This window comes from Pseudonocardia xinjiangensis (assembly GCF_012911925.1).
GTDB classification, from domain to species: Bacteria; Actinomycetota; Actinomycetes; order Mycobacteriales; family Pseudonocardiaceae; genus Pseudonocardia; species Pseudonocardia xinjiangensis.
Genome location: NZ_JAAXKY010000070.1, coordinates 15,026 through 37,185, shown reverse-complemented (window position 1 = coordinate 37,185; position 22,160 = coordinate 15,026). Strand labels below are relative to the sequence as shown.

The window sequence follows — 22,160 nt, the reverse complement described above, 5'->3', positions numbered from 1 at the left end:
GCGCCCGCCCAGCCGCGCCCGCAGCGGGGCGAGGGTGTCGTTGCTCAGGAGCCCGGCCCACACGAGATCCCAGATCGCGGTGACCACGGCGTCGTCGGCCGGCACGGCCTCTCCACCCTCCACGAGGGTGCGCCCGGCCCGGTCGGCCAGCTCCCGGAAGAAGAGCGCACCTCCGGAGAAGCCCGGGGCACCGGCCGTGCCGCCGGCCGCCGGTGCCGCGGGATCGGCCCACCCGAGCGCCGCGAGCACCGCCCGGTGCAGGGGCGTCTCGGCGACATCGGGTTCGGCCTCGGGGAGCAGCAGGTCGGCGACGTCGGTGGGCGCGACGGCGAGCCAGCCGTCGGTGCCGGCGAGCGGGCCGCAGCCGGTCCAGGTGACCTCACCCGACGCGGTGAGCTCGTCGAGCAGCGCCGGCGTGTAGCCGGGTAGCCGCGCGGGCAGGACGAGGGACTCCAGCGCGCTGGCGGGCAGGGGAGCCCCGGCGAGCTGCTCGACCACCCCGAGCACGTCCTCGGCGCCGGGCGCGCGCCGCATCCGGCCGCGCCGCTCGCCCCCGGCGCCGGCCTGCACGCCCTGCCAGGCCGGCAGGAACCGCCCCAGCGCCCGCTGCTCGACCGGCTCCACCTCGGCCCGCAGCCGGGCCAGCGACGCCCGGCGCAGGCGTCGGAGCACCTCGGCGTCGCAGTACTCGACGCTGCTCCGCGGGCCCACCGACGTGGGCCGCAGCTCGCCGCGCACGAGCCGGCCGGAGCCGACCAGCCGGTCGAGCACGCCCGCCACCACCGCGACGCCCAGCCCGAACCGGGCGGCACACTCCGCGGCCGCGAACGGCCCGTGGGTACGGGCGTAGCGCAGCACCAGATCACCCAGGGGGTCGGCCACGGGCTCGGTGAACGTCTCCGGCACGCCGACGGGCAGCGCGGCGCCCAGCGCGTCGCGTACCCGGCCGGCGTCCTCGACCGGCAGCCAGCGCTCCTCCCCGGCGATCCGCACGCGGATGACCCGCCGGGCCGCCTCCAGCCCGGTGAGCCACTCCTCGCGCACCCCGCGAGCGGCTGCCTCCGCGGTGGTGAGGTCGCCGAGGAACCGCAGGAGGTCGGACGCGCCTTCGGCGTCGCGGGCGCGGCGCTCCTCGGCGAGCCGCTGCAGCGACGCCTCGACCTCGGCCAGCACCTCGGGATCGAGCAGCTCGCGGATGGCCTCGGAGCCCAGCAGTTCGGCCAGCAGCGTGGAGTCGAGCGCCAGCGCCGCGGCCCGGCGCTCGGCCAGCGGGGCGTCGGACTCGTACAGGAACATCCCGACGTAGCCGAACAGCAGGCTGCGCGCGAACGGCGACGGCGACGCCGTGGCCACCTCGACGACGTGCACCTTGCGGGCCTGCACGTCGGCCATCAGCTCACGCAGGCCCGGCAGGTCGTAGACGTCCTGCACGCACTCGCGCATCGCCTCGAGCGTGATCGGGAACTGCTCGTAGCGCCCCGCCACGGCCAGCAGCTGCGCCGACTTCTGGCGCTGTTGCCACAGGGGGCTGCGGCGCTTGGGGTCGCGGCGGGGGAGCAGCAGCGAGCGGGCCGCGCACTCGCGGAACCGCGACGCGTAGAGCGACGATCCGCCGAGCTCGGCGACCACGATCTGCTCCACCTCGCCCGGGTCGAGCAGCACGTCCTCGGCGGTGGGCACGACCTCGGCGCCGGAGTCGTCGACGGCGTCGGGCAGCCGCAGCACGATGCCGTCGTCGGCGCTGGCGGCGTGCACCTCGACCCCGCGCCGCTCCCGCATCCGCGCGGCGATCGCGAGCCCCCACGGCCCGTTGACCTGCGCCCCGAACGGGGAGTGCACGACCATCCGCCAGTCGCCCAGCTCGTCGCGGAACCGCTCGATGAGGATGGTGCGGTCGCTCGGCACGTGGCGCGTGGTGTCGCGCTGCTCGTGCAGGTAGGACAGCAGGTTGTCGGTGGCCCACACGTCGAGCCCGGCCGCGGTGGCCCGCTCCCGGGCGGCGTCGTCGGGCAGCGCCGACATCTCCCGCACGAACTTCCCGACCGCCCGGCCCAGCTCCAGCGGCCTGCCGATCGACTCGCCCTTCCAGAACGGCATCCGCGCGGGCTGGCCCGGTGCCGGGGTGACGATCACGCGGTCGTGGGTGATGTCCTCCACCCGCCAGCTCGACGTGCCGAGCAGGAACGTGTCGCCGACGCGGGACTCGTAGACCATCTCTTCGTCGAGCTCGCCGACCCGCGAGCCCCTGCCGTCGGCCCCGCCCGGAGTGGTGACGGTGAAGAGGCCGCGGTCGGGGATCGTGCCCCCTGAGGTGACGGCCAGCCGTTGCGCACCGGGCCTGCCCTGCAGCTGGTCGGTGACCCGGTCCCAGGTGATCCGGGCCCGCAGCTCGCCGAACTCCTCGGACGGGTAGCGCCCGGCGAGCATGTCGAGCACCGAGTGCAGCGCCGACTCGGGCAGCGCGGCGAACGGCGCGGCTCTCCGCACGACCCGCGCGAGGTGGTCGAGCTGCCAGGGCTCCAGCGCCACCATCGCGACGATCTGCTGCGCGAGCACGTCGAGCGGGTTGCGCGGGTAGCGCATCGACTCGATGGCGCCCGACGTCATGCGTTCGGCGACGACCGCGCAGGACACCAGGTCGCCCCGGTACTTCGGGAAGACCACGCCCCGCGAGATCGCACCCACCTGGTGGCCGGCCCGGCCGACCCGCTGCAGGCCGGAGGCGACGCTCGGGGGCGCCTCCACCTGCACGACGAGGTCGACAGCGCCCATGTCGATGCCCAGCTCCAGGCTGGACGTGGCCACGACGCAGGGCAGCACCCCGGCCTTCAGCTCCTCCTCCACGAGTGTGCGCTGCTCGCGCGACATCGACCCGTGGTGGGCCTTCGCCACCGTGGCCGCGGCACCGCCCCCGATGCCCGACTGCCCGATCGCCTCCGCGGGGAAGGCGTCGAGATCCTGGACCTCGCCGCCCTCCAGCTCCTCGGCGGCCAGCTCGTTGAGCCGCGCCGTGAGCCGCTCGGCCAGCCGCCGGGAGTTGGAGAACACGATGGTGGAGCGGTGGGCCCGGACCAGCTCCAGCAGCCGCCGCTCCACCGCGGGCCAGATCGACGGCCGCTCGGCGGTGCCCGCTGCCGACCCGATGACCTCCTCGTCGGAGCTGCCCGGCGCCGGACGCTCGTCGAGGGCCGCCAGATCGGGCACCGGCACCTCGACGGAGACCTCGATCGTCTTCGGGATCGGCGGCTGCACGACCTCGACCGGGCGCGCGCCTGCGAGGAACGTGGACACCTCGTCGAGGGGGCGCACGGTGGCCGAGAGCCCGATGCGCTGGGCCGGCTTCTCCAGCAGCTCGTCGAGCCGCTCCAGGGACAGCGCGAGGTGGGCACCGCGCTTGGTGCCCGCCACGGCGTGCACCTCGTCGAGGATGACCGTCTGCACCCCCCGCAGCGACTCCCGCGCGGCCGAGGTGAGGATCAGGAACAGCGACTCCGGGGTGGTGACCAGTACGTCGGGCGGGGTGCGGGCGAACTGGCGGCGCTCGTCGGCCGGGGTGTCTCCGGTGCGCATGCCGACGGAGATGTCCGGGACCGGGAGCCCGAGGCGCTGGGCCGCCTGCCGGATGCCGGCGAGCGGCGAGCGCAGGTTGCGCTGCACGTCGACGGCGAGTGCCTTGAGCGGGGAGACGTAGAGGACCCGGCAGCGGTGGCGGGGCTCCTCCGGCGGCGGCCCGGTGGCCAGCCGGTCGAGCGCCCACAGGAACGCGGCGAGCGTCTTGCCCGAGCCGGTGGGGGCCACGACCAGGGCGTGCTTCCCCGCCTGCGCCGCGCGCCACGCGCCCTCCTGCGCCGCCGTGGGCACGGCGAAGGCACCGCCGAACCAGTCACGGGTGGCGGCGGAGAAGCCGTCGAGTGCGCTCACGCCGACCATCATGCGCCCGACCACCGACAGTCCGCGGCGTTCCGCCCCGGCCGTCCCCGGCGGTCAGGTCCCCGCGGTGAGCTCCCGCACGAGCTCGGCCACCGCGCGGTCGGCACCGCTGCCCGACCGCCACGTGCACGCGAGCCCGATGGCGACCACCTCGCAGGAGGCCAGGACCTGGCGCACGGCCGCGGCGACGGCGGGCAGCCGGGGGCCGTCCGGCACGGGGAACAACAGCCCGGGCAGGTCGCGCGCATCGACCACGTCGACGTCGAGGTGCAGGTAGACCGGCCGGTGGGGCGGCAGCCCGGTGCCGAGGTTCGCCACCGGCACGCGCCGGATCGCCGACGTGGCGAGGTATGCCTCCTCCGGCGGGTCGAGGTCCCGCGCGTCGACGAGCAGCACGTCCGGCTCGGGCACGACGCGCAGGCCTATCCGTTCCGCGACCGTCCGGTCCGCTCCGCCGACCAGCTGACGCACCGGCATGCCGCCGAGGTAGCCCGAGGCCGACGTCTCCGGGGTCTGGACGTCGCCGTGTCCGTCGAACCAGACGAGCGCCGGATCCAGCCCGGCCCGCTGCAGACCGGCGACCACGCCGAGCGAGGTGGTGCAGTCCCCGGAGAGGACCAGCGGCACCCGGCCCGCGGTGACGTCGGCGGCGACGGCGTCCGCGACCTCGTCGTAGAGCACGGCCATCCGCTCCCACGGCGAGCCGGGCCCGAGCTCCGGGGGCGCGATGCTGCGCTGCGGGGCGAGCGGCAGCTCCAGCGCAGGCAGGTGCTCGTCGAGGTGGAACGGCACGGCGATCACGGTCACGCCCTCATGCTGCCCGCTCCCGCTGGGGCCAGGAAAATGCGTTTCCGGCGAGGCCACGTTCCCGGACCGCCGCCACCACCACGCACACACGACGAGGAGCGCCCCTGATGCCCGACGTCATCCGCCTGATCCTGGACGACCACGAGACCTTCCGGAACCGGTTCGCCGAGCTGGAGAAGCTCCGGGACGCCCCGGAGGCCGCCGCCGAGCTGTGGAAGGGGCTGTCGGCCCACCTCGAGGTCCACGCCTCCGCGGAGGAGGAGCATTTCTATCCCGCGCTCCTGCAGCACGTCGAGGACAGCGAGGACGAGACGAAGGACGCGATCAAGGACCACGACGAGATCCGCGACGGCATCCGGCGCGCGGCGGCCGCGGAGGTCGTCAGCGACGAGTGGGCCGGCATCCAGGACGCCCGCGAGGCCAACGACGAGCACCTCGCCGAGGAGGAGCGCGACGACATCCCCGACTTCCTGCGCGCCGCGTCGGTGGAGCTGCGCCAGGAGCTGGGGGCCAGGTTCGAGCGGTTCGAGGACGAGCACCCCGGTGCGCGCGGGCTCTCGGGCGAGGACAAGGACCCCGACGAGTACGTGGCCGAGAACAGCTGAGCGGCGGGCATGTGTGGCGGTATTCGGACGTGGGCATGCCGCGTCCGAATACCGCCGGAGCCCTCGGCACTGGGGCCCGAAGCTGTGATCGTGGAACTGAACCTGCAGGACAAGGTCGCCCTCGTCACCGGCGGCAGCAAGGGCATCGGGCTGGCGACCACCCGCACCCTCCTCGATGAAGGCGCCCGTGTGGTGGTCGCCTCCCGCACCACCACGCCTGAGCTCGACCAACTCGCGGGACCGGATCTCGTCCACGTACCGACCGATCTGACCGACCCCGGAGCGCCCGCGTTCGCGGTCTCCCGCGCGGTCGATGTGTTCGGCGGGCTGGACATCCTCGTGAACAACGCCGGGGGACCGCCGCCAGGGGTGAAGCTGCCGCGCTTCTCGTTCCTGGCACCCACTGACACCGACTGGCGGGTGATGTTCGAGTTCAACCTCTTCTCCGTGGTCCGCGCGGTACGGGCCGCGATCCCGGTGATGCTCGGACGGGGTGGCGGGGCGATCGTCAACGTCTCATCGGGCAATGCCCGCCAGCCTGCGGCCATGAACGTGGACTACTCGGCGGCGAAGGCCGGCATGAACAACCTCACCAAGGCGCTCTCGGAGGAGTTCGGGCCACAGGGCATCCGGGTGAACACGGTGTCACCGGGCCCGGTCCGGACGGCCTGGTGGACCGACGAGGGCGGTGCCGCCGACATCCTCGCGACCGCAACGGGCAGCAACCGGGACGACCTGATGGACAAGATCGCTCCCGAGATGATGAAGCTGACCACGGGGCGCCTCGTCGATCCGCAGGAGGTGGCGGACGTGATCGCGCTGCTCGTCTCGCCGCGGTCCGCGAGCACCACGGGCGCTGACTTCGTGGTCGACTCCGGGTTCCTGAAGGCGGTCTGAGGGCCGGTCAGCGCCTGCGGTTCAGCCACCACCAGCGCACCAGCACGACGAGCGACGCCAGCAGCCCGGCCAGCACGACCAGCTGCCCGACCGGCGACGACAGCCCGGTGGGGTCCTGCGCGAGAACGGACATCACGGACAGGACGCTACCGGCTGAGCCATTCGGGCGTCGCCGTGCCGAAGGACGGTGCGGGCGGGGGCCACGCCAGCGGGCGCCCGTCGAGCGTTCCGGGCGGACGGGCGAGCGTGAGGACGCCGCCGGGGGTGTCGAGCTCCTGCAGGTAGGGGGCCGGGTCGCCGTCCTGCGCCGGGGCGGCCTCCTCCCGGGGTAGCCCCTGCAACCAGGCCGCGGTGCCCACCAGCGACAGCCGGACGTGGTGGCTCCCGCCCTCGGTGTGCTGGCGGGTGAGCGCGAGCAGGGCCGCCGTGGCGGCCAGGTAGCCGGTGGCGTGGTCGAGCACCTGGGCCGGGAGGGCCCCCGGCCGGTCACCGTCGCCCTCGGCCAGTGCGATCCCGCACGCCGCCTGCACGATGCTGTCGAACCCGCGCCGGTGCGCCCACGGACCGCGGTGGCCCCACGCCGACAGCGTGACCGTCACCAGCCCGGGATGTCGCTGCGCGAGCTCCTCGGGGGCGAGCCCGAAGCGGTCGAGGGCCCCGGGGCGGTACCCGGTGACCACGACGTCGGCGCCGGCCAGCAGCCGCTCCAGCTCCGCCGGCCCGGCCCGGAGGTCGAGCAGCGCGCTGCGCTTGCCGGGCAGCGTGTCGGCGGCCTGCAGCGGGATCTCCGGCCGGTCCGGCGCGTCGAGCCGCAGCACGTCGGCGCCGTGGACGGCCAGCGTGCGGGTGGCGACCGGGCCGGCGATGACGCGGGTCAGGTCGAGCACCCTCGGCCTGCGCACGGGGCGGGCGGGGGCGTCGCCGAGCACCCGGTGCTCGAGGAGCGCGGGCGGTGGGCCCGCGACGGCCCGGAAGGCGTCCTCGGTGCGCACGACCGCGCCGATGCCACCCGCGTCGTACAGCGCGTCCTCCAGCTCCAGGCCGGGCCGCTCCGCGATCGCCGCCGGGACCTCCTCCGCCGTGCAGCCCAGCACGTGCAGGGCCGCCGCCCGGTGCCACGGGTAGTTGGCGTGCAGCCGCAGCCACCCGTCGGCGGTGCGGTGGAACGCCGAGAGCGCGTCGAACGGGCTGCCCAGCGGATGTCCGTCGAGGCGTACGTACCTCTCGCTGCGCAGTGCCACGGCGAGCCCGCGGGTGTCGAGCCCGACCCGCGCGCCGGTGCCCAGCGTGCCGGCGAGCAGGCCGGCGCCGACCGCGGCGGCGCCGGCGCGGGTGACGGGGAACGTCGACGCCAGGGTGGCCGCCGGTCCGGTGCGGGAGAGCCGGTCGAGCTCGCCGGGCGCGCCACCGGCGGCGGCCCAGAGCGACGGCAGCGGGTCGGTCACCCGGCCAGCGTCCCAGCTACCGTGGTCGGGGTGCGACTGACGTACTTCCGGGAACTGATGGAGGGCGAGTTCGGCACCGCCCGGGCCGCCTCGGTGTCCCACGACCACGTGTTCGCCGAGCTAGGTGGCCGCACCGTGGAGCAGGCCCTCGAGGCCGGGATCGACCCGCGCGACGTGTGGAAGGCGGTCTGCGACGCCTACGACGTGCCGCCGGTGCGCCGCTGAGCGCACCGAACCGGCCACCGTGCGGCAGGGGGCGGGCGATCCTAGCCGTCGGGCGTGTCGGCTAGGGGATCGAACAGGTGTTCGCTATGCTCCTGTCCACACCGCGGTGCGGCTGTCCACAGATCGCCACCGCTCCCGCAGATTGTCAGTGGCGCCTCCTACTGTCGACGCCAGACCGACAGACAGTCCCGAGTACCTGAGGTGGAGACCGGCGATGACCCCCGCACCCGACCGCGAGAAGGCACTCGAACTCGCGCTCGCCCAGATCGAGAAGAACCACGGCAAGGGCTCGGTGATGCGTCTCGGCGACGACACCCGGCCGCCCATCGGGGTGATCCCCACCGGGTCCATCGCCCTCGACGTCGCTCTCGGGGTTGGCGGCCTTCCCCGCGGCCGCGTCGTGGAGATCTACGGCCCCGAGTCCAGCGGTAAGACCACCGTCGCCCTGCACGCGGTGGCCAACGCGCAGGCGGCGGGCGGTATCGCCGCGTTCATCGACGCGGAGCACGCGCTCGACCCCGAGTACGCCAAGGCCCTCGGCGTCGACACCGACGCCCTGCTCGTCTCCCAGCCCGACACCGGTGAGCAGGCGCTCGAGATCGCCGACATGCTGATCCGCTCCGGCGCGCTCGACATCATCGTCGTCGACTCGGTGGCAGCGCTCGTGCCGCGCGCCGAGATCGAGGGCGAGATGGGCGACAGCCACGTCGGCCTGCAGGCCCGGCTCATGAGCCAGGCGCTGCGCAAGATCACCGGTGCGCTGAGCAACTCCGGCACCACGATGATCTTCATCAACCAGCTGCGCGAGAAGATCGGCGTCATGTTCGGCTCGCCGGAGACCACCACGGGTGGCAAGGCGCTCAAGTTCTACGCCTCGGTGCGGCTCGACATCCGCCGGATCGAGACCCTCAAGGACGGCTCCGACATGGTCGGCAACCGCACCCGGGTCAAGGTCGTCAAGAACAAGGTGGCGCCGCCGTTCAAGCAGGCGGAGTTCGACATCCTCTACGGCGTCGGCATCAGCCGTGAGGGTTCGCTCGTCGACGTGGGCGTCGAGCAGGGCATCGTCCGCAAGTCCGGTGCCTGGTACACCTACGAGGGCGACCAGCTCGGCCAGGGCAAGGAGAACGCTCGCAAGTTCATGCGTGAGAACCCCGACGTCGCCGCCGAGGTCGAGAAGAAGATCAAGGAGAAGCTCGGCATCGGGGCCCAGCTCGACGCCGAGACTCCGCTGCCGGCACCGGTCGACTTCTGAGCATGACGCCGGGCCGGGAGAGCACCACCCCGGAGCAGGACACGGTCCGCGTCGCCCGGTTCGACGAGGTCGGCGGTTTCGCCGGGGCCACCGGTGACGACGGAACCGGCAGCGGCGATGGAGCCGGCAGCAGCGACGACGGGGCGGCGGCTCCGGTGGCCCGGCTGGACGCCACCGGCCCCGCCGGCCTGGTCCGTCCGGCGGCCGACCTCACCGGCCTGGATGCGCTCGCCTCCGAGGCGGCGCCGGTCGCGTCGTTCGCGCCCGGCGACGACGGGGGAGCCGGTGGCGCCACGGAGCCGGACGCGGCGCCCGTGGCCCTGTTCGACGCCGGACAGCTGGCGAGCGCCCGCGATGTGCCGGTGGCCGAGCTCGGCACCGACACCCGGGGCCGCTCGACCGGGCGCCGGGCGCCGTCACCGGGCCGGGGTGAACGTCGCCCGCGGCGCGAGGAGCGCAATGTCCCTGACCGGAGCGCCCCGGACCGGAGCGGCCCGGGCCGGCGTGCTGACAGCCGGGGTGGTGCGGCACGGGATGACGCCGCGCGGGATGGCGGCGCCGACACCATTCCGGACGCCGACCCTCCCGCGCCGGAGACCGGTGGCCGGAGGGGCCGGGGCCGGGCGGAGCGCAGGTCCGGCGCCGGTCCGGAGCGCGACGGCGATCCGGTCGTCATGGCGCGGGAGATCTGCCTCCGGCTGCTCACCGACCGCGCGCGCACCCGGCAGGAGCTGGCGCAGGCACTGCGGCGCAAGGGCATCCCCGACGATGCGGCCGCCACGGTGCTCGAGCGGTTCGACGAGGTCGGCCTGATCGACGACGCCGCCTTCGCCGGACAGTGGGTCCGCTCCCGCCACGCGTACCGCGGCCTCGCCCGCCGGGCGATCGCGGTCGAGCTGCGCCGCAAGGGCGTCGACGACGAGGTCGCGGGTGAGGCGCTGGCCGAGGTCGACGGCGAGTCCGAGGAGCGGCGGGCCCGTCAGCTGGTCGACCGCAAGCTCCGCTCGCTCACGGTCACCACTCCCGAGCAACAAGTGGTCGCCGGGCGCCGGCTGGTCGGGATGCTCGCCCGCAAGGGCTACGGCGCCGGCGTGGCCTACCGCGTGGTGCGGGAGGCGCTGGCCCAGCACGGCGCGGAGCTCGACGACGCGGAACCCCCCGACGACTGACGAGATGGGCTGCGCGCCGGCTGTGGTCCTCGCAGCGGTCGTGGGCCCTGCGAGGACCACATCGAGCGTACGGAGCGATCGGCGTCATGCCTCCGGACGCGCCGTCTGCAGCAGGGCTTGCTGGGCCGCGTCGGCCAGCCAGGCCTCGGCGCGGTCGAAGTCCCAGCCTTGGTCGCCCACGAGGGTGTACCAGGCCGAGCGGCCCAGGTAGAACCAGAGCAGGTCGACAGCGGCGGCGTGGTCCAGCGCCGGCTTCAGTGCGTCCAGGGCCGTGAGCCGGTCGGCCACTGCCGACATGACACCGAGGTAGGCCGCCTTGGCCTCGTCCAGGACGGGCGCGGCGGACGGTTCCCCGAGGCTGCGGTAGAGCAGGCCCCAGACAAGTTCCCAGTGTCGCTCCTGCGCCTGCCGGGTGCCCGCCGCGGTGATCGCGATGACCCTGCGCGGGTCGTCGGTGCTCGCGATGCCGGTGAGGGTCTGCTCGACCGCGGGGTCCTCGACCGCCGGCGTCAGCAGGGCCTTCAAGATCGCCGCCTTGCCGCCGGTACTGCCGTAGACGGTCGGGACCGCCACTCGCGCGGCCGTGGCGATGTCCGCCACGGTCACCTGCGCGTAGCCCTCGGCGAGGAACAGCCTGCGGCTGCTCTCGAGGATCGCCTCGCGGGTGGCGAGCGCGGCGTCCCGACGTCGAGGTGAGTTGTAGGAGCGCATCCCCGCATGTTACTTCTGACATAGATGAACTCATTGACGAGAGGCACCTACGGTCAATACCATGGCGCTGGTGAGAGACACCCAGGCGACGGCGGTCGTCGAGACGCGCCTCGTGCACGACCTCCATCGGAGAGTGAGCACTGTGCTGGCAGAAACCGCTGCTCGCCCAGCGGCCTCCGTGGCTGCCCTAACCGAGCTGCGCGACTTCCTCGTCGTACAGCTGGAAACCCACCACGAGTGCGAAGACCACATCCTGTGGCCGATGGTCGAGGACCGGGCTCCTGGGACCGCGGAACCGCTCGCCCGCCTCAGCGCTGAGCACGACCAGTTGGACGCCGCACTCGACGCGCTCGCCGAAGCACCGATCGACGGCACCGACCGGACCGCGCTCGTCGACTCGGCGGTCGCACTGCGCGACCTGGTCCACACGCATCTGGAGCACGAGGAGCCCGTCCTGCTCCCGGCCCTGCGCGAGCACGTCTCCGAAGAGGCGTGGGAAGGATTCGTCCGGCAGGTCCGCGCGGCGACGCCCGACGTGGGAACGCACCTGCTGGTCGGTTTCCTGGAGCAGGTCGGCACCCCGGAGGAGGCGGACATCGTTCTGCGGGACGTGCCCGCGCCCGTGCGGGCGGCCTTGCGCGAGCAGGCGCAGGGAACTCTCGACCGGCTGACGGGGGACGGCTGACGGGCCAGGGTGCGGTGCACCGGGGACGACGTCGTGACCATGCACGGACGAGGAGTCCACGAGATGCGGATCGGCTTCAACCTGCCGCAGTTCGGCAGCCATGCGCACCATCCGGAGGGCGTTGCGGAGTTCGCCCGCCGGGCCGAGGAGATGGGGGCGGACAGCCTCTGGGTGGGGGACCGGCTGCTGGCCCCGCTCGAGCCGGAGGTCAACTATCCGGGCACCACGGCGTTTCCGGCGGAGTTCCGGGCGGGGCTGGACCCGTTCGCGGCGCTGACCGTCGCTGCTGTGGTCACCACCCGGCCGCTCCTGGGGAGCAGCGTGCTCGTCGCGCCCTGGTACGCCCCGCCACTACTGGCCCGTTCCCTCGCCACCATCGATCAGCTCAGCGGTGGCCGCGTGATCGCCGGCCTCGGTGCCGGGTGGTCTCCCGAGGAGTTCCGGGCCGTCGGCGTGCCGATGGGGGAGCGCGGTTCCCGGTTCGACGAGTGCCTCGACGCGCTCGCGGCCTACTGGGGCACGAACCCCGTCGAGCACCACGGGAGGTTCTGGACCACAGCCGCCGGCTACGTCGACGTCAAGCCGGTGCAGCGTCCCGGCCCACCCGTCTACCTGGCCGCGTTCACGCCTGCCGGCATGACCCGGGTGGGACGTCGCGCCGACGGTTTCCTTCCGGCGGTGACTCCCGGCCCCTTCGAGCCGACGATCGTCACCGGCCCGATGAGCCGCATCCGGGCCGCGGCCGCACGGGCGGGCCGCGACCCGCACGAGCTCGGCGTCATTCTCCGGGTCAACACCATGGCGGGTGACTCGGTGCACGGCATCGCCGAGGTCGTGCTCCGGGCTCGTGACGAAGCCGCGGTGGACCACGCCTTCGTCGACCTCACCTACCGCGACCTGGCCACCAGCGTCGAGCACGCCGTGGATCTGGCCGGGCGCGTGCTCGATCTGGTTCGCGCGCGCTAGTCCTCGTGGCCGAGTGCGCGCAGCTGCGGCTGCTCGCGCAGGCTGCGCTTCAGCTCCGCGAACCCGGGGAAACGGGCCAGGGCGATGACGTGGTCCCACAGCTCGGCGGCCTGCTGCTCGTCCGGGACCCTGCTGATCACCGGGCCGAAGAACGCGACCCCGGCCGGGGGCTGGAAGTGCAGGATCGGGGTGCCGACGTCCTTGCCGGTCAGCGACAGCGCCTCGTCGGTCTCGGCCTGGATCTCGGGGTCCAGGGAGGAGTCGTCGAGGGCGTCGGCCAGCGTTGCCGGCAGGCCGAGCCCGGTGAGCACCGGTTCGACGAAGTCCCTGGTGCCGCGCGCCTCACCCTCGGGGGCGTCCCCGGCCTTGGCGTCGAAGATCTGCGTGCCCAGCGCTTCGTAGAGCCGGCCGACGGCGTCGCGCCCGTGCTCGGCCCGCGTGCGCGCCGCCACCCGCAGCAGCCGCAGGCCCGCCGTGTGCACCCCGTCGTAGCCCGGCGCGAAGTGGGTGTCGTAGTCGAGGTGGGAGTTGAGCAGTCGCAGCGAGATGAACCGCCAGTCCACCCGGTAGTCCCGCTGCACCTGCACGGTCCGCACCCACTTGCTGGTGATCCAGGCGAACGGACACACCGGATCGAAGTAGAAGTGGATTTCGGCATCGGCCATGTTTCGCAGGCTAATCCGCGCAGCGGCGACCGGACTGATCCCTCTGTCACTCCACCGGTTCGGCACCGCGCGGCGCCGAGGAGTCCGGACGGCGCAGCACCTGCACGTCCCCGGGGAACCCGTCGCCCGCCGACAGCACGGCGAGGAAGGACAGCAGGGTGTCGCGGAACGCGCGCACGGCGTGGGTGGGGGTGAGATCGGCGCGTCGGGCGAGCGCGACGGTCCGGTACAGCGGAGGGGTGAGCACGGTGCGGCGAAGGCGCGGCCTGCCCGCGAACACCAGGTCCGGCACCACCGCCACGCCGGTGCCGGCCTCCACCAGCCGCAGCACCGCGTCCATCTCCCCGCCCTCCACCGCGAACCGGGGCGTCACCCCGGCGTCGGCGTACGCCTTCAGGGTGGCCTCGCGCAGGTCGTAGCCCTGCCGGGGGACCACGAGTGAACGCCGGGACAGCTCCAGCACCGTCATCGAGCCCCGCGACGACGGCGCGCGGTCCGAGGTCGGGGAGGCCACCGACAGCCGCTCCCGCAGCACCGGCATGGTGTGCAGCGCCGGGTCGATGCCCGGCGGCGGGACGATCACCAGCGCCACGTCGAGCTCGCCCCGCACGAGCGAGCGCACCAGCGGCTGCGAGCCGCTCTCCACCAGTTCCAGCCGGACGTCGGGGTACTTCTCGTGGAACACGCGCAGCACGTCGGCCAGCACGCCGATGCACAGTGACGGGGTGGCCCCCACCCGGACGCGGCCGCCGCGGAGCCCGACGATCTCGGCCACGGCGGTGCGGGCGCTCTCCGAGTCGGCCAGCATGCGCCGGGCGAGTGGCAGCACCGCCTCGCCCGCGGGGGTGAGGACGGGCCCGTCCCGGCTCCCGCGGTCGACGAGTGGCGCACCGAGCTCGTCCTCGAGGGCCCTGAGCTGGCGCGACAGCGTGGGCTGCGCCACGCCGAGGGACTCGGCAGCCCGAGTGAAGCTGCGCACGTCGGCCACGGCGACGAAGTACGCAAGCTGCTGAAGCGTCACGCTAATAGCGTACGTGCATCGGCAGTGGCAGTTCGATGCATTGGACGTTTACCGCTGCTCGTACCCACCCTTACCCCATGGTGACCCTGGGACAGCGCCCGGCGACCCGAGCACGGCACACGCCGCGGCCGTCGTCGGTCCAGCTGAAGATCGTGATGGCGGTGTCCGGCGCCCTCGCGCTGCTCTACCTGGTGGCCCACATGATCGGCAACCTGAAGATCTTCCTCGGTGCCGAGGCGATCAACACCTACGCCGCGTGGCTGCGCACCGTCGGCGAGCCGGCTCTCCCGGCGGAGACCCTGCTGTGGCTGGTGCGGGTGGTCCTCACCGTCGCGATCGTGGCCCACATCGTCTCGGCGGTGATCCTCACGCGCCGCGCGCACCGCGCCCGCCCGGTCAAGTACGCGCACCGGCAGCCCGTGCAGGGGAGCTACGCCGCCCGCACGATGCGCTGGGGCGGGGTGATCATCCTGCTCTTCATCATCTACCACCTGCTAGACCTCACCACCCTCACGCTGAACCCCAACGGCGTCCCCGGCGACGTCCACGCGAACCTCGTGGCCGACTTCGCGCCGAGCCGGTGGTACGTCACGCTCTTCTACGCGCTCGCGGTGATCGCGGTCGGTTTCCACGTCCGCCACGGCCTGTGGAGCGGCCTGCAGACGCTCGGCCACAACAGCGCCGCCGCCCAGAACACCCTCAAGGGAGTCGCCCTCGTGGTCGCGGTCCTGCTGACCGTCGGCTTCCTGTCCGTCCCGTTCGCGGTCCTGACCGGATTGGTGCGTTGACATGACCAGCAGCTACACGGACTACACCGTCGGCGCCCCGGTGGCCGACACCGCCGCGCCGGGCGGTCCGATCGAGGAGCGCTGGGAGCGCAGGCGGTTCGGCGTCAAGCTGGTGAACCCCGCCAACAAGCGGAAGATGAAGATCATCGTGGTCGGCACCGGCCTGGCCGGCGGCAGTGCCGCTGCGAGCCTGGCCGAGCTCGGTTACCAGGTCAGCTCGTTCTGCTACCAGGACAGCCCCCGCCGCGCCCACAGCATCGCCGCGCAGGGCGGCATCAACGCCGCGAAGAACTACCGCAACGACGGCGACAGCGTGCACCGGCTGTTCTACGACACCGTCAAGGGCGGCGACTTCCGGTCCCGGGAGTCCAACGTGCACCGGCTGGCCGAGATCAGCCTCCAGATCATCGACCAGTGCGTGGCGCAGGGCGTGCCGTTCGCCCGCGAGTACGGCGGCCTGCTCGACACCCGCTCCTTCGGCGGCGCGCAGGTCTCCCGCACCTTCTACGCCCGCGGCCAGACGGGCCAGCAGCTGCTGCTGGGTGCGTACCAGGCGCTGGAGCGTCAGATCGACGCGGGCGGGGTCACGATGTACCCGCGCCACGAGATGCTCGACCTGATCATGGTCGAGGGCCGGGCCCGCGGGATCGTCGCCCGGGACCTCATCACGGGGGAGACCCGCAGCCACCTCGCCGACGCCGTGGTGCTCGCCTCCGGTGGCTACGGCAACGTCTTCTACCTCTCCACCAACGCCAAGGGCTGCAACGTCACCGCGACCTGGCGGGCGCACCGGAAGGGCGCGCTGTTCGCCAACCCCTGCTACACCCAGATCCACCCCACGTGCATCCCGGTCAGCGGAGACCACCAGTCGAAGCTCACGCTGATGAGCGAGTCGCTGCGCAACGACGGCCGCGTGTGGGTGCCGAAGCGCAAGGGCGACGACCGCGCGGCAGGCGACATCCCCGAGGACGAGCGCGACTACTACCTCGAGCGCAAGTACCCGGCGTTCGGCAACCTGGTGCCCCGCGACATCGCCTCGCGCGCGGCCAAGGACGTGTGCGACGAGGGTCGTGGTGTCGGCCCGACCGGGCTGGGCGTCTACCTCGACTTCAGCGACGCGATCGGCCGGCTCGGCCGCTCCGCGGTGGCCGCGAAGTACGGGAACCTGTTCGACATCTACCAGCGCATCACCGGCGAGGACCCCTACGCCGTGCCGATGCGGATCTTCCCGGCCGTCCACTACACGATGGGCGGGCTGTGGGTCGACTACGACCTGCAGAGCACCATCCCCGGCCTGTTCGTGATCGGCGAGGCGAACTTCTCCGACCACGGCGCCAACCGGCTCGGCGCGTCCGCCCTGATGCAGGGGCTGGCCGACGGCTACTTCGTGCTGCCCAACACGATCGGCGACTACCTCGCGGGCGCGCGGCTCGGCCCCGTCGACCCCGGCGCCGCCGAGGTGCGCGCCGCCGAGCAGGAGGTCGCGAATCGGGTCGAGACGCTGCTGTCGATCGACGGCAACCGCACGGTCGACTCGTTCCACCGCGAGCTGGGGCACCTGATGTGGGACCAGTGCGGGATGGAGCGCACCGACGAGGGCCTGCGCAAGGCCCTCGACCGGATCCCCGAACTGCGCCGCGAGTTCTGGACGAACGTGAAGGTCCCGGGCACGGGTGCGCAGCTCAACCAGTCGCTGGAGCGGGCCGGGCGCGTCGCGGACTTCCTCGAGCTCGCCGAGCTGATGTGCCTCGACGCGCTGCACCGCACGGAGTCCTGCGGCGGCCACTTCCGGGCGGAGAGCCAGACCGAGGACGGCGAGGCCGCCCGCGACGACAAGAACTTCTCCTACGCCGCGGCCTGGGAGTTCACGGGCCAGGGCGAGCCCCCGGTCCTCCACAAGGAGGACCTGCACTTCGAGTACGTCATGCCGAGCCAGCGGAGTTACAAGTGAAGCTCAACCTCAAGATCTGGCGCCAGGCCGGCCCCGAGGACAGGGGGCGCCTCGTCGCCTACCGCGTAGACGACGCCGACGAGGACATGTCGTTCCTCGAACTGCTCGACGTCCTCAACGAGCGGCTCGCCCTCGACGGCGAGGAGCCGGTGGCGTTCGACCACGACTGCCGCGAGGGCATCTGCGGCGCGTGCAGCATGGTGATCAACGGCGAGCCGCACGGCCCGCAGAAGGCGACCACCACCTGCCAGCTGCACCTGCGGCACTTCCGGGACGGCGAGTCCATCACGATCGAGCCGTTCCGGGCCGCCGCGTTCCCGGTGGTGCGCGACCTGGTCGTGGACCGCGGCTCCCTGGACCGGATCGTCGCGTCGGGCGGCTACATCTCCGCCCCGACGGGCTCCGCCCCCGAGGCGCACGCCACGCCCGTCCCGAAGGCGAATGCCGACCGGGCGTTCACCGCCGCCGCGTGCATCGGCTGCGGCGCGTGCGTCGCGGCGTGCCCGAACGGCAGCGCCTCGCTGTTCCTCGGCGCCAAGATCACGCATCTCGGTGAGCTCCCGCAGGGCCAGCCGGAGCGCTCCGACCGCGTGGTCCGCATGGTCGAGACCCACGACACCGAGGGCTTCGGAGGCTGCACGAACACCGGCGAGTGCGCGGTGGCGTGCCCGAAGGAGATTCCGCTCGACGTGATCTCCCAGCTGAACCGCGACTACCGGAAGGCGACGACAGGAGGCCGCCGCTCAGCCTGACCTCTGCGCGCGAGGCAGCTCGCGCCGACATCGAAACCACGTTCCTGCCGGGGCAAAAGCAGGAACGTGGTTTCCGCCGTGCGCGCACCAGAATCGCTGTGAGTGAATCGCGTCACGTGGGGAATGCCCAGAGAAGGCCCCGCAAGCCGCGAACGTCGGGCCGTCGTAGGCTCCCGCCAGATCCAGACGTCCCGACGCCGCGGCTTCTGTGCGGTCGGCGTCGGCACCGCAGAAGAATGAGGACTTCCTGACGTGTCATCCACCACAGAGGCGTCCGCAGGCCGGGCGCAGATAGCGGCACGGACACTCCGCACCGACCGGTGGTGGTTACCGCCCCTGGCCAACTTCGTAGGGCTCGCACTGTGGGTCGTCTACGCCACGGTGCGGGCCTTCATGCAGGACTGGTACTTCGTCCCGCAGTACAACTACCTCACGCCCTTCTACTCGCCGTGCGTGTCCAACGGCTGCGTGGAGCAGGCGGCGCACTTCGGACGGTTCCTGCCCGACGTGTGGTGGCTGCCCTACGCGTCCTTGACGCTGCCGTTCCTGCTGCTGTTCCGGCTCACCTGCTACTACTACCGCAAGGCGTACTACCGCGCGTTCTGGCTCTCCCCGCCGGCGTGCGCGGTGGCCGAGCCGCACAAGAAGTACACGGGGGAGACCCGCTTCCCGTTGCTGGGCCAGAACCTGCACCGCTACTTCTTCTACATCGCGGCGATCATCTCGCTGATCAACACCTATGACGCGATCGAGGCATTCATCAAGGAGGACGGCAGCTTCGGGCTCGGCCTGGGCAACATCATCCTGGTGATCAACGTGGTGATGCTGTGGGCGTACACGGTGTCGTGCCATTCCTGCCGCAGCATCATCGGTGGCCGACTCAACCACTTCTCCAAGCATCCGCTGCGCTACAAGCTCTGGGTGCAGGTCTCGCGGCTCAACGGCAAGCACATGCAGCTCGCCTGGACCACACTGGCCACGCTGGCCATCACCGACTTCTACATCATGGCCGTTTCGGCCGGGTGGTTCGCCGACCTGCGGATCGTGGGGTGAATGCAGTGACTACTTCAGAACAAGCGACGACATCGAACGGTCCCACCGAGAACATCGAGCGCCACGAGTACGACGTCATCGTCATCGGCGCGGGTGGCGCCGGGCTGCGCGCCGCCATCGAGGCGAGGATGCAGGGCAAGCGCACCGCCATCATCTCCAAGTCGCTGTTCGGCAAGGCGCACACGGTGATGGCCGAGGGCGGCTGTGCCGCGTCGATGGGCAACGTCAACCCCAACGACAACTGGATGGTCCACTACCGCGACACCATGCGCGGCGGGAAGTTCCTCAACAACTGGCGGATGGCCGAGCTGCACGCCAAGGAGGCGCCCGACCGCGTCTGGGAGCTGGAGACCTACGGTGCGCTCTTCGACCGCACCAAGGACGGCAAGATCAGCCAGCGCAACTTCGGCGGCCACACCTACCCGCGCCTCGCGCACGTCGGTGACCGCACCGGGCTGGAGATGATCCGCACCCTGCAGCAGAAGGTCGTGTCGCTGCAGCAGGAGGACTACCGCGAGACCGGTGACTACGAGGCCAACATCCGGGTCTTCCACGAGACAACGATCACCGAGCTGTTCAAGGCCGACGGGAAGATCGCGGGCTGCTTCGGCTACTACCGCAGCACCGGGAAGTTCGTGCGGTTCGACGCGCCGGCGATCGTGCTCGCGACGGGCGGGGTGGGCAAGAGCTACCAGGTCACGTCGAACTCCTGGGAGTACACCGGCGACGGCCACGCGCTGGCCCTGCGCGCGGGCGCCACGCTGATCAACATGGAGTTCCTGCAGTTCCACCCGACGGGCATGGTCTGGCCGCCGTCGGTGAAGGGGATCCTCGTCACCGAGTCGGTGCGCGGTGACGGCGGCGTCCTGCGGAACTCCGAGGGCGAGCGGTTCATGTTCAACTACGTCCCCGACGTCTTCAAGGACCAGTACGCCACCACCGAGGAGGAGGGCGACCGCTGGTACACCGACGCGGACAACAACCGCCGTCCCCCGGAGCTGCTGCCCCGTGACGAGGTGGCGCGCGCCATCAACTCCGAGGTGAAGGCCGGGCGGGGCAGCCCCCACGGGGGCGTGTTCCTCGACATCGCCTCCCGGCTGTCGCCCGAGGAGATCCAGAAGCGGCTGCCGTCGATGTACCACCAGTTCAAGGAGCTGGCCGACGTCGACATCACGAAGGAGCCGATGGAGGTCGGGCCCACCTGCCACTACGTGATGGGCGGGGTCGAGGTCGAGCCGGACACCACGATGTCCACGGTGCCGGGCCTGTTCGCGGCGGGTGAGGTCGCCGGTGGGATGCACGGCTCCAACCGGCTCGGCGGCAACTCGCTGTCCGACCTGCTCGTTTTCGGCCGCCGAGCCGGCATGGGCGCCGCCGAGTACGTCGACGGGCTCGCGGGTGTGCGGCCCGCGGTGCGTATCGACGACGTCGCCGCGGCCGAGCAGCGGGCGCTGCTGCCGTTCTCCTCGGCTACCGAGGGCGGAGAGAACCCGTTCGTCGTGCAGCTGGAGCTGCAGAAGACGATGAACGACCTTGTCGGCATCATCCGCAAGGCCGACGAGATGGAGATGGCCCTCAAGAAGCTCGAGGACATCGCCACCCGCACGCGGACCGTCAGCGTCGTGGGCCACCGGGAGTTCAACCCCGGCTGGCACCTGGCGCTGGACCTGCGCAACATGCTGCTCGTCTCGCTGTGCGTGGCGAAGGCGGCGCTGGAGCGGCAGGAGAGCCGCGGCGGGCACACCCGCGACGACTACCCGGCGATGGACTCCGACTGGCGGCACGTGCTGCTGGTGCTGTCGGCGCTGGGCGAGGACAACGTCGAGCTGGTGCGCAAGGAGCAGGTGGCGATGCGGCCGGAGCTGCTGGACCTGTTCGAGCTGGACGAGCTGAAGAAGTACTACACCGGTGAGGAGCTGGGCGGACACCGCGCCGGCTCCGCTGCAGACTCTGGGGTGGAGAACGCATGAGTTACGACGCCCATTTCCGGGTGTGGCGCGGCGACTCCGAGAAGGGTGAGCTCGTCGACTACCCGGTGGAGGTGAACGAGGGCGAGGTCGTCCTCGACATCATCCACCGACTCCAGCAGACCGAGGCCGGTGACCTGGCGGTCCGCTGGAACTGCAAGGCCGGCAAGTGCGGGTCCTGCAGCATGGAGATCAACGGCAAGCCGCGGCTGGCGTGCATGACCCGGATGTCGACGTTCACCGAGACCGAGACCATCACGGTCACGCCGCTGCGGACGTTCCCGGTGATCCGGGACCTCGTCACGGACGTGTCGTTCAACTACACGAAGGCCCGCGAGGTGCCGAGCTTCGCGCCGCCGCCGGACCTGGAGCCGGGCGAGTACCGGATGCAGCAGGTCGACGTCGAGCGGAGCCAGGAGTTCCGCAAGTGCATCGAGTGCTACCTGTGCCAGAACACCTGCCACGTGGTGCGTGACCACGAGGAGAACAAGGAGAACTTCGCCGGCCCCCGCTACCTCATGCGGATCGCGGAGCTCGACATGCACCCCCTCGACGTCGCCGACCGGAAGCAGGAGGCGCAGGAGGAGCACGGCCTGGGCTACTGCAACATCACCAAGTGCTGCACCGAGGTGTGCCCCGAGCACATCAAGATCACCGACAACGCGCTCATCCCGCTCAAGGAGCGCGTGGTCGACCGCAAGTACGACCCGCTGGTCTGGCTGGGCAGCAAGATCTTCAAGCGCTCCGGCGCGTAGGGCGCCCCGCCCGTCAGGTTCAGGAAAGCCACTTTCAGGCCCTCTCCGGGCAGGAAAGTGGCTTTCCTGAACTTCGGGGGCCCCTCAGCGGCCCATGCTGCGGCGGATCTCGTCCAGCTTCGCCTTCCCCGCTCGCTCGCGCTCGGCCTCCTGCTCCTCGATGCTGCGTGCCTCCTCTGACTCCTGCGCGAGCTCGGCCGCGCCGAGTGAGGTGGCGTAGCGGGTCTCGATCTTGTCGCGGACGTAGTCCAGGCTCGGGACGCCGTGGTCGTCGTAGTCGGGCGCGGGGGGCGGTGCCACCGGTCCGGGGTCGGGCACGATCTCGGCCTCCACCGGCTCGGGCCGGGCGGGTGTCGCGGGTGTTGCGGGCCCGGAATCCGGGCATTGGGGCGAATCCGCCGGGAGATTCGAACTATCGGGCGAATCGTTCATCACGCAGTTCCTCCATTTGGCCGGGTAGAACAGCACCGTGCGCTGCAGACCTTCACTCGAATGCTCACGCTCCGCGATCGG

Annotated in this window: 21 protein-coding genes; 13 read left to right on the top strand and 8 right to left on the bottom strand. The window is 72.0% G+C overall.

All coding sequences use genetic code 11. The features are described 5' to 3' along the window. Positions 1–3,933 (bottom strand): DEAD/DEAH box helicase (locus HF577_RS20870; RefSeq protein ID WP_169397603.1); only part of this gene is annotated, 3,933 nt, incomplete at its 3' end. 51 nt (positions 3,934–3,984) lie between these two features. Next, positions 3,985–4,737: an arginase family protein gene (locus HF577_RS20865; RefSeq protein WP_211174598.1), complete on the bottom strand. Its 753-nt coding sequence runs from the start codon at positions 4,735–4,737 to the stop codon at positions 3,985–3,987. Between the two features lie 107 nt (positions 4,738–4,844). Between HF577_RS20865 and HF577_RS20860 the strand changes: the two genes are divergently transcribed. Together HF577_RS20860 and HF577_RS20855 are read left to right on the top strand one after the other, a co-directional pair. Beyond that, positions 4,845–5,342, top strand: a complete 498-nt coding sequence (locus tag HF577_RS20860) for a hemerythrin domain-containing protein (protein WP_169397594.1) — start codon at positions 4,845–4,847, stop codon at positions 5,340–5,342. A gap of 90 nt (positions 5,343–5,432) precedes the next feature. After that, a complete protein-coding gene (locus HF577_RS20855; protein WP_169397593.1) occupies positions 5,433–6,239 on the top strand; it encodes an SDR family NAD(P)-dependent oxidoreductase in 807 nt (268 codons plus the stop codon). Between the two features lie 7 nt (positions 6,240–6,246). Here the strand turns inward: HF577_RS20855 and HF577_RS39325 are convergent, their stop codons facing one another. Next, positions 6,247–6,375 carry a hypothetical protein gene (locus tag HF577_RS39325; RefSeq protein ID WP_281359816.1) on the bottom strand — a complete coding sequence of 43 codons (129 nt, stop codon included), beginning with the start codon at positions 6,373–6,375 and terminating at the stop codon, positions 6,247–6,249. Positions 6,376–6,385: 10 nt separating this feature from the next. After that, a complete protein-coding gene (locus HF577_RS39795) occupies positions 6,386–7,684 on the bottom strand; it encodes a CoA transferase (protein ID WP_312859266.1) in 1,299 nt (432 codons plus the stop codon). Between the two features lie 30 nt (positions 7,685–7,714). Between HF577_RS39795 and HF577_RS38535 the strand changes: the two genes are divergently transcribed. The 3 genes from HF577_RS38535 (at position 7,715) to HF577_RS39790 (ending at position 10,333) form a co-directional block, all read left to right on the top strand. Then, positions 7,715–7,909, top strand: coding sequence for a DUF3046 domain-containing protein (locus HF577_RS38535; RefSeq protein ID WP_169397592.1), 195 nt, complete (start codon positions 7,715–7,717; stop codon positions 7,907–7,909). A gap of 214 nt (positions 7,910–8,123) precedes the next feature. Then, positions 8,124–9,164: a recombinase RecA gene (recA, locus tag HF577_RS20840; RefSeq protein WP_169397591.1), complete on the top strand. Its 1,041-nt coding sequence runs from the start codon at positions 8,124–8,126 to the stop codon at positions 9,162–9,164. A 2-nt stretch (positions 9,165–9,166) separates the two neighbouring features. Next, entirely contained in the window at positions 9,167–10,333 is a 1,167-nt protein-coding gene (locus HF577_RS39790) for a regulatory protein RecX (RefSeq protein WP_312859265.1), read from the top strand. Between the two features lie 84 nt (positions 10,334–10,417). Here the strand turns inward: HF577_RS39790 and HF577_RS20830 are convergent, their stop codons facing one another. Then, a complete protein-coding gene (locus tag HF577_RS20830) occupies positions 10,418–11,044 on the bottom strand; it encodes a TetR/AcrR family transcriptional regulator (RefSeq protein WP_169397590.1) in 627 nt (208 codons plus the stop codon). A gap of 70 nt (positions 11,045–11,114) precedes the next feature. On the opposite strand from HF577_RS20830, the gene HF577_RS20825 reads away from it, so the two are divergent. Together HF577_RS20825 and HF577_RS20820 are read left to right on the top strand one after the other, a co-directional pair. Continuing rightward, positions 11,115–11,729, top strand: coding sequence for a hemerythrin domain-containing protein (locus HF577_RS20825; protein ID WP_169397589.1), 615 nt, complete (start codon positions 11,115–11,117; stop codon positions 11,727–11,729). Between the two features lie 39 nt (positions 11,730–11,768). Continuing rightward, positions 11,769–12,695 (top strand): TIGR03619 family F420-dependent LLM class oxidoreductase, encoded by a 927-nt coding sequence (locus HF577_RS20820; RefSeq protein ID WP_246266823.1) that lies wholly within the window; start codon positions 11,769–11,771, stop codon positions 12,693–12,695. Here the strand turns inward: HF577_RS20820 and HF577_RS20815 are convergent. Together HF577_RS20815 and HF577_RS20810 are read right to left on the bottom strand one after the other, a co-directional pair. Then, a complete protein-coding gene (locus HF577_RS20815; protein ID WP_169397588.1) occupies positions 12,692–13,360 on the bottom strand; it encodes a mycothiol-dependent nitroreductase Rv2466c family protein in 669 nt (222 codons plus the stop codon). The genes HF577_RS20820 and HF577_RS20815 overlap by 4 nt on opposite strands. A 46-nt stretch (positions 13,361–13,406) precedes the next feature. Continuing rightward, positions 13,407–14,381 (bottom strand): LysR family transcriptional regulator, encoded by a 975-nt coding sequence (locus HF577_RS20810; RefSeq protein ID WP_169397587.1) that lies wholly within the window; start codon positions 14,379–14,381, stop codon positions 13,407–13,409. Between the two features lie 77 nt (positions 14,382–14,458). Here HF577_RS20810 and HF577_RS20805 point away from each other — a divergent pair, with 77 nt between their 5' ends. From HF577_RS20805 to HF577_RS20780, 6 genes are all read left to right on the top strand, one after another. Further along, the gene (locus HF577_RS20805; protein WP_169397586.1) at positions 14,459–15,169 is read left to right on the top strand and encodes a succinate dehydrogenase cytochrome b subunit; all 711 of its coding nucleotides are present in this window, start codon (positions 14,459–14,461) and stop codon (positions 15,167–15,169) included. Position 15,170: 1 nt separating this feature from the next. After that, positions 15,171–17,120, top strand: a complete 1,950-nt coding sequence (locus HF577_RS20800; protein ID WP_169397585.1) for a fumarate reductase/succinate dehydrogenase flavoprotein subunit — start codon at positions 15,171–15,173, stop codon at positions 17,118–17,120. Continuing rightward, the gene (locus tag HF577_RS20795; RefSeq protein WP_169397584.1) at positions 17,117–17,872 is read left to right on the top strand and encodes a succinate dehydrogenase/fumarate reductase iron-sulfur subunit; all 756 of its coding nucleotides are present in this window, start codon (positions 17,117–17,119) and stop codon (positions 17,870–17,872) included. The genes HF577_RS20800 and HF577_RS20795 overlap by 4 nt, the downstream gene beginning before the upstream one ends. Before the next feature lie 252 nt (positions 17,873–18,124). After that, positions 18,125–18,925 carry a hypothetical protein gene (locus HF577_RS20790; protein ID WP_169397583.1) on the top strand — a complete coding sequence of 267 codons (801 nt, stop codon included), beginning with the start codon at positions 18,125–18,127 and terminating at the stop codon, positions 18,923–18,925. A 5-nt stretch (positions 18,926–18,930) separates the two neighbouring features. Then, positions 18,931–20,895 (top strand): fumarate reductase/succinate dehydrogenase flavoprotein subunit, encoded by a 1,965-nt coding sequence (locus HF577_RS20785; protein WP_312859264.1) that lies wholly within the window; start codon positions 18,931–18,933, stop codon positions 20,893–20,895. Further along, positions 20,892–21,647, top strand: a complete 756-nt coding sequence (locus HF577_RS20780) for a succinate dehydrogenase/fumarate reductase iron-sulfur subunit (RefSeq protein WP_169397582.1) — start codon at positions 20,892–20,894, stop codon at positions 21,645–21,647. The genes HF577_RS20785 and HF577_RS20780 overlap by 4 nt, the downstream gene beginning before the upstream one ends. An 84-nt stretch (positions 21,648–21,731) precedes the next feature. On the opposite strand, the gene HF577_RS20775 is transcribed toward HF577_RS20780, so the two are convergent. Next, the gene (locus HF577_RS20775) at positions 21,732–21,965 is read right to left on the bottom strand and encodes a hypothetical protein (RefSeq protein WP_211174606.1); all 234 of its coding nucleotides are present in this window, start codon (positions 21,963–21,965) and stop codon (positions 21,732–21,734) included. Positions 21,966–22,160: the final 195 nt, after the last annotated feature.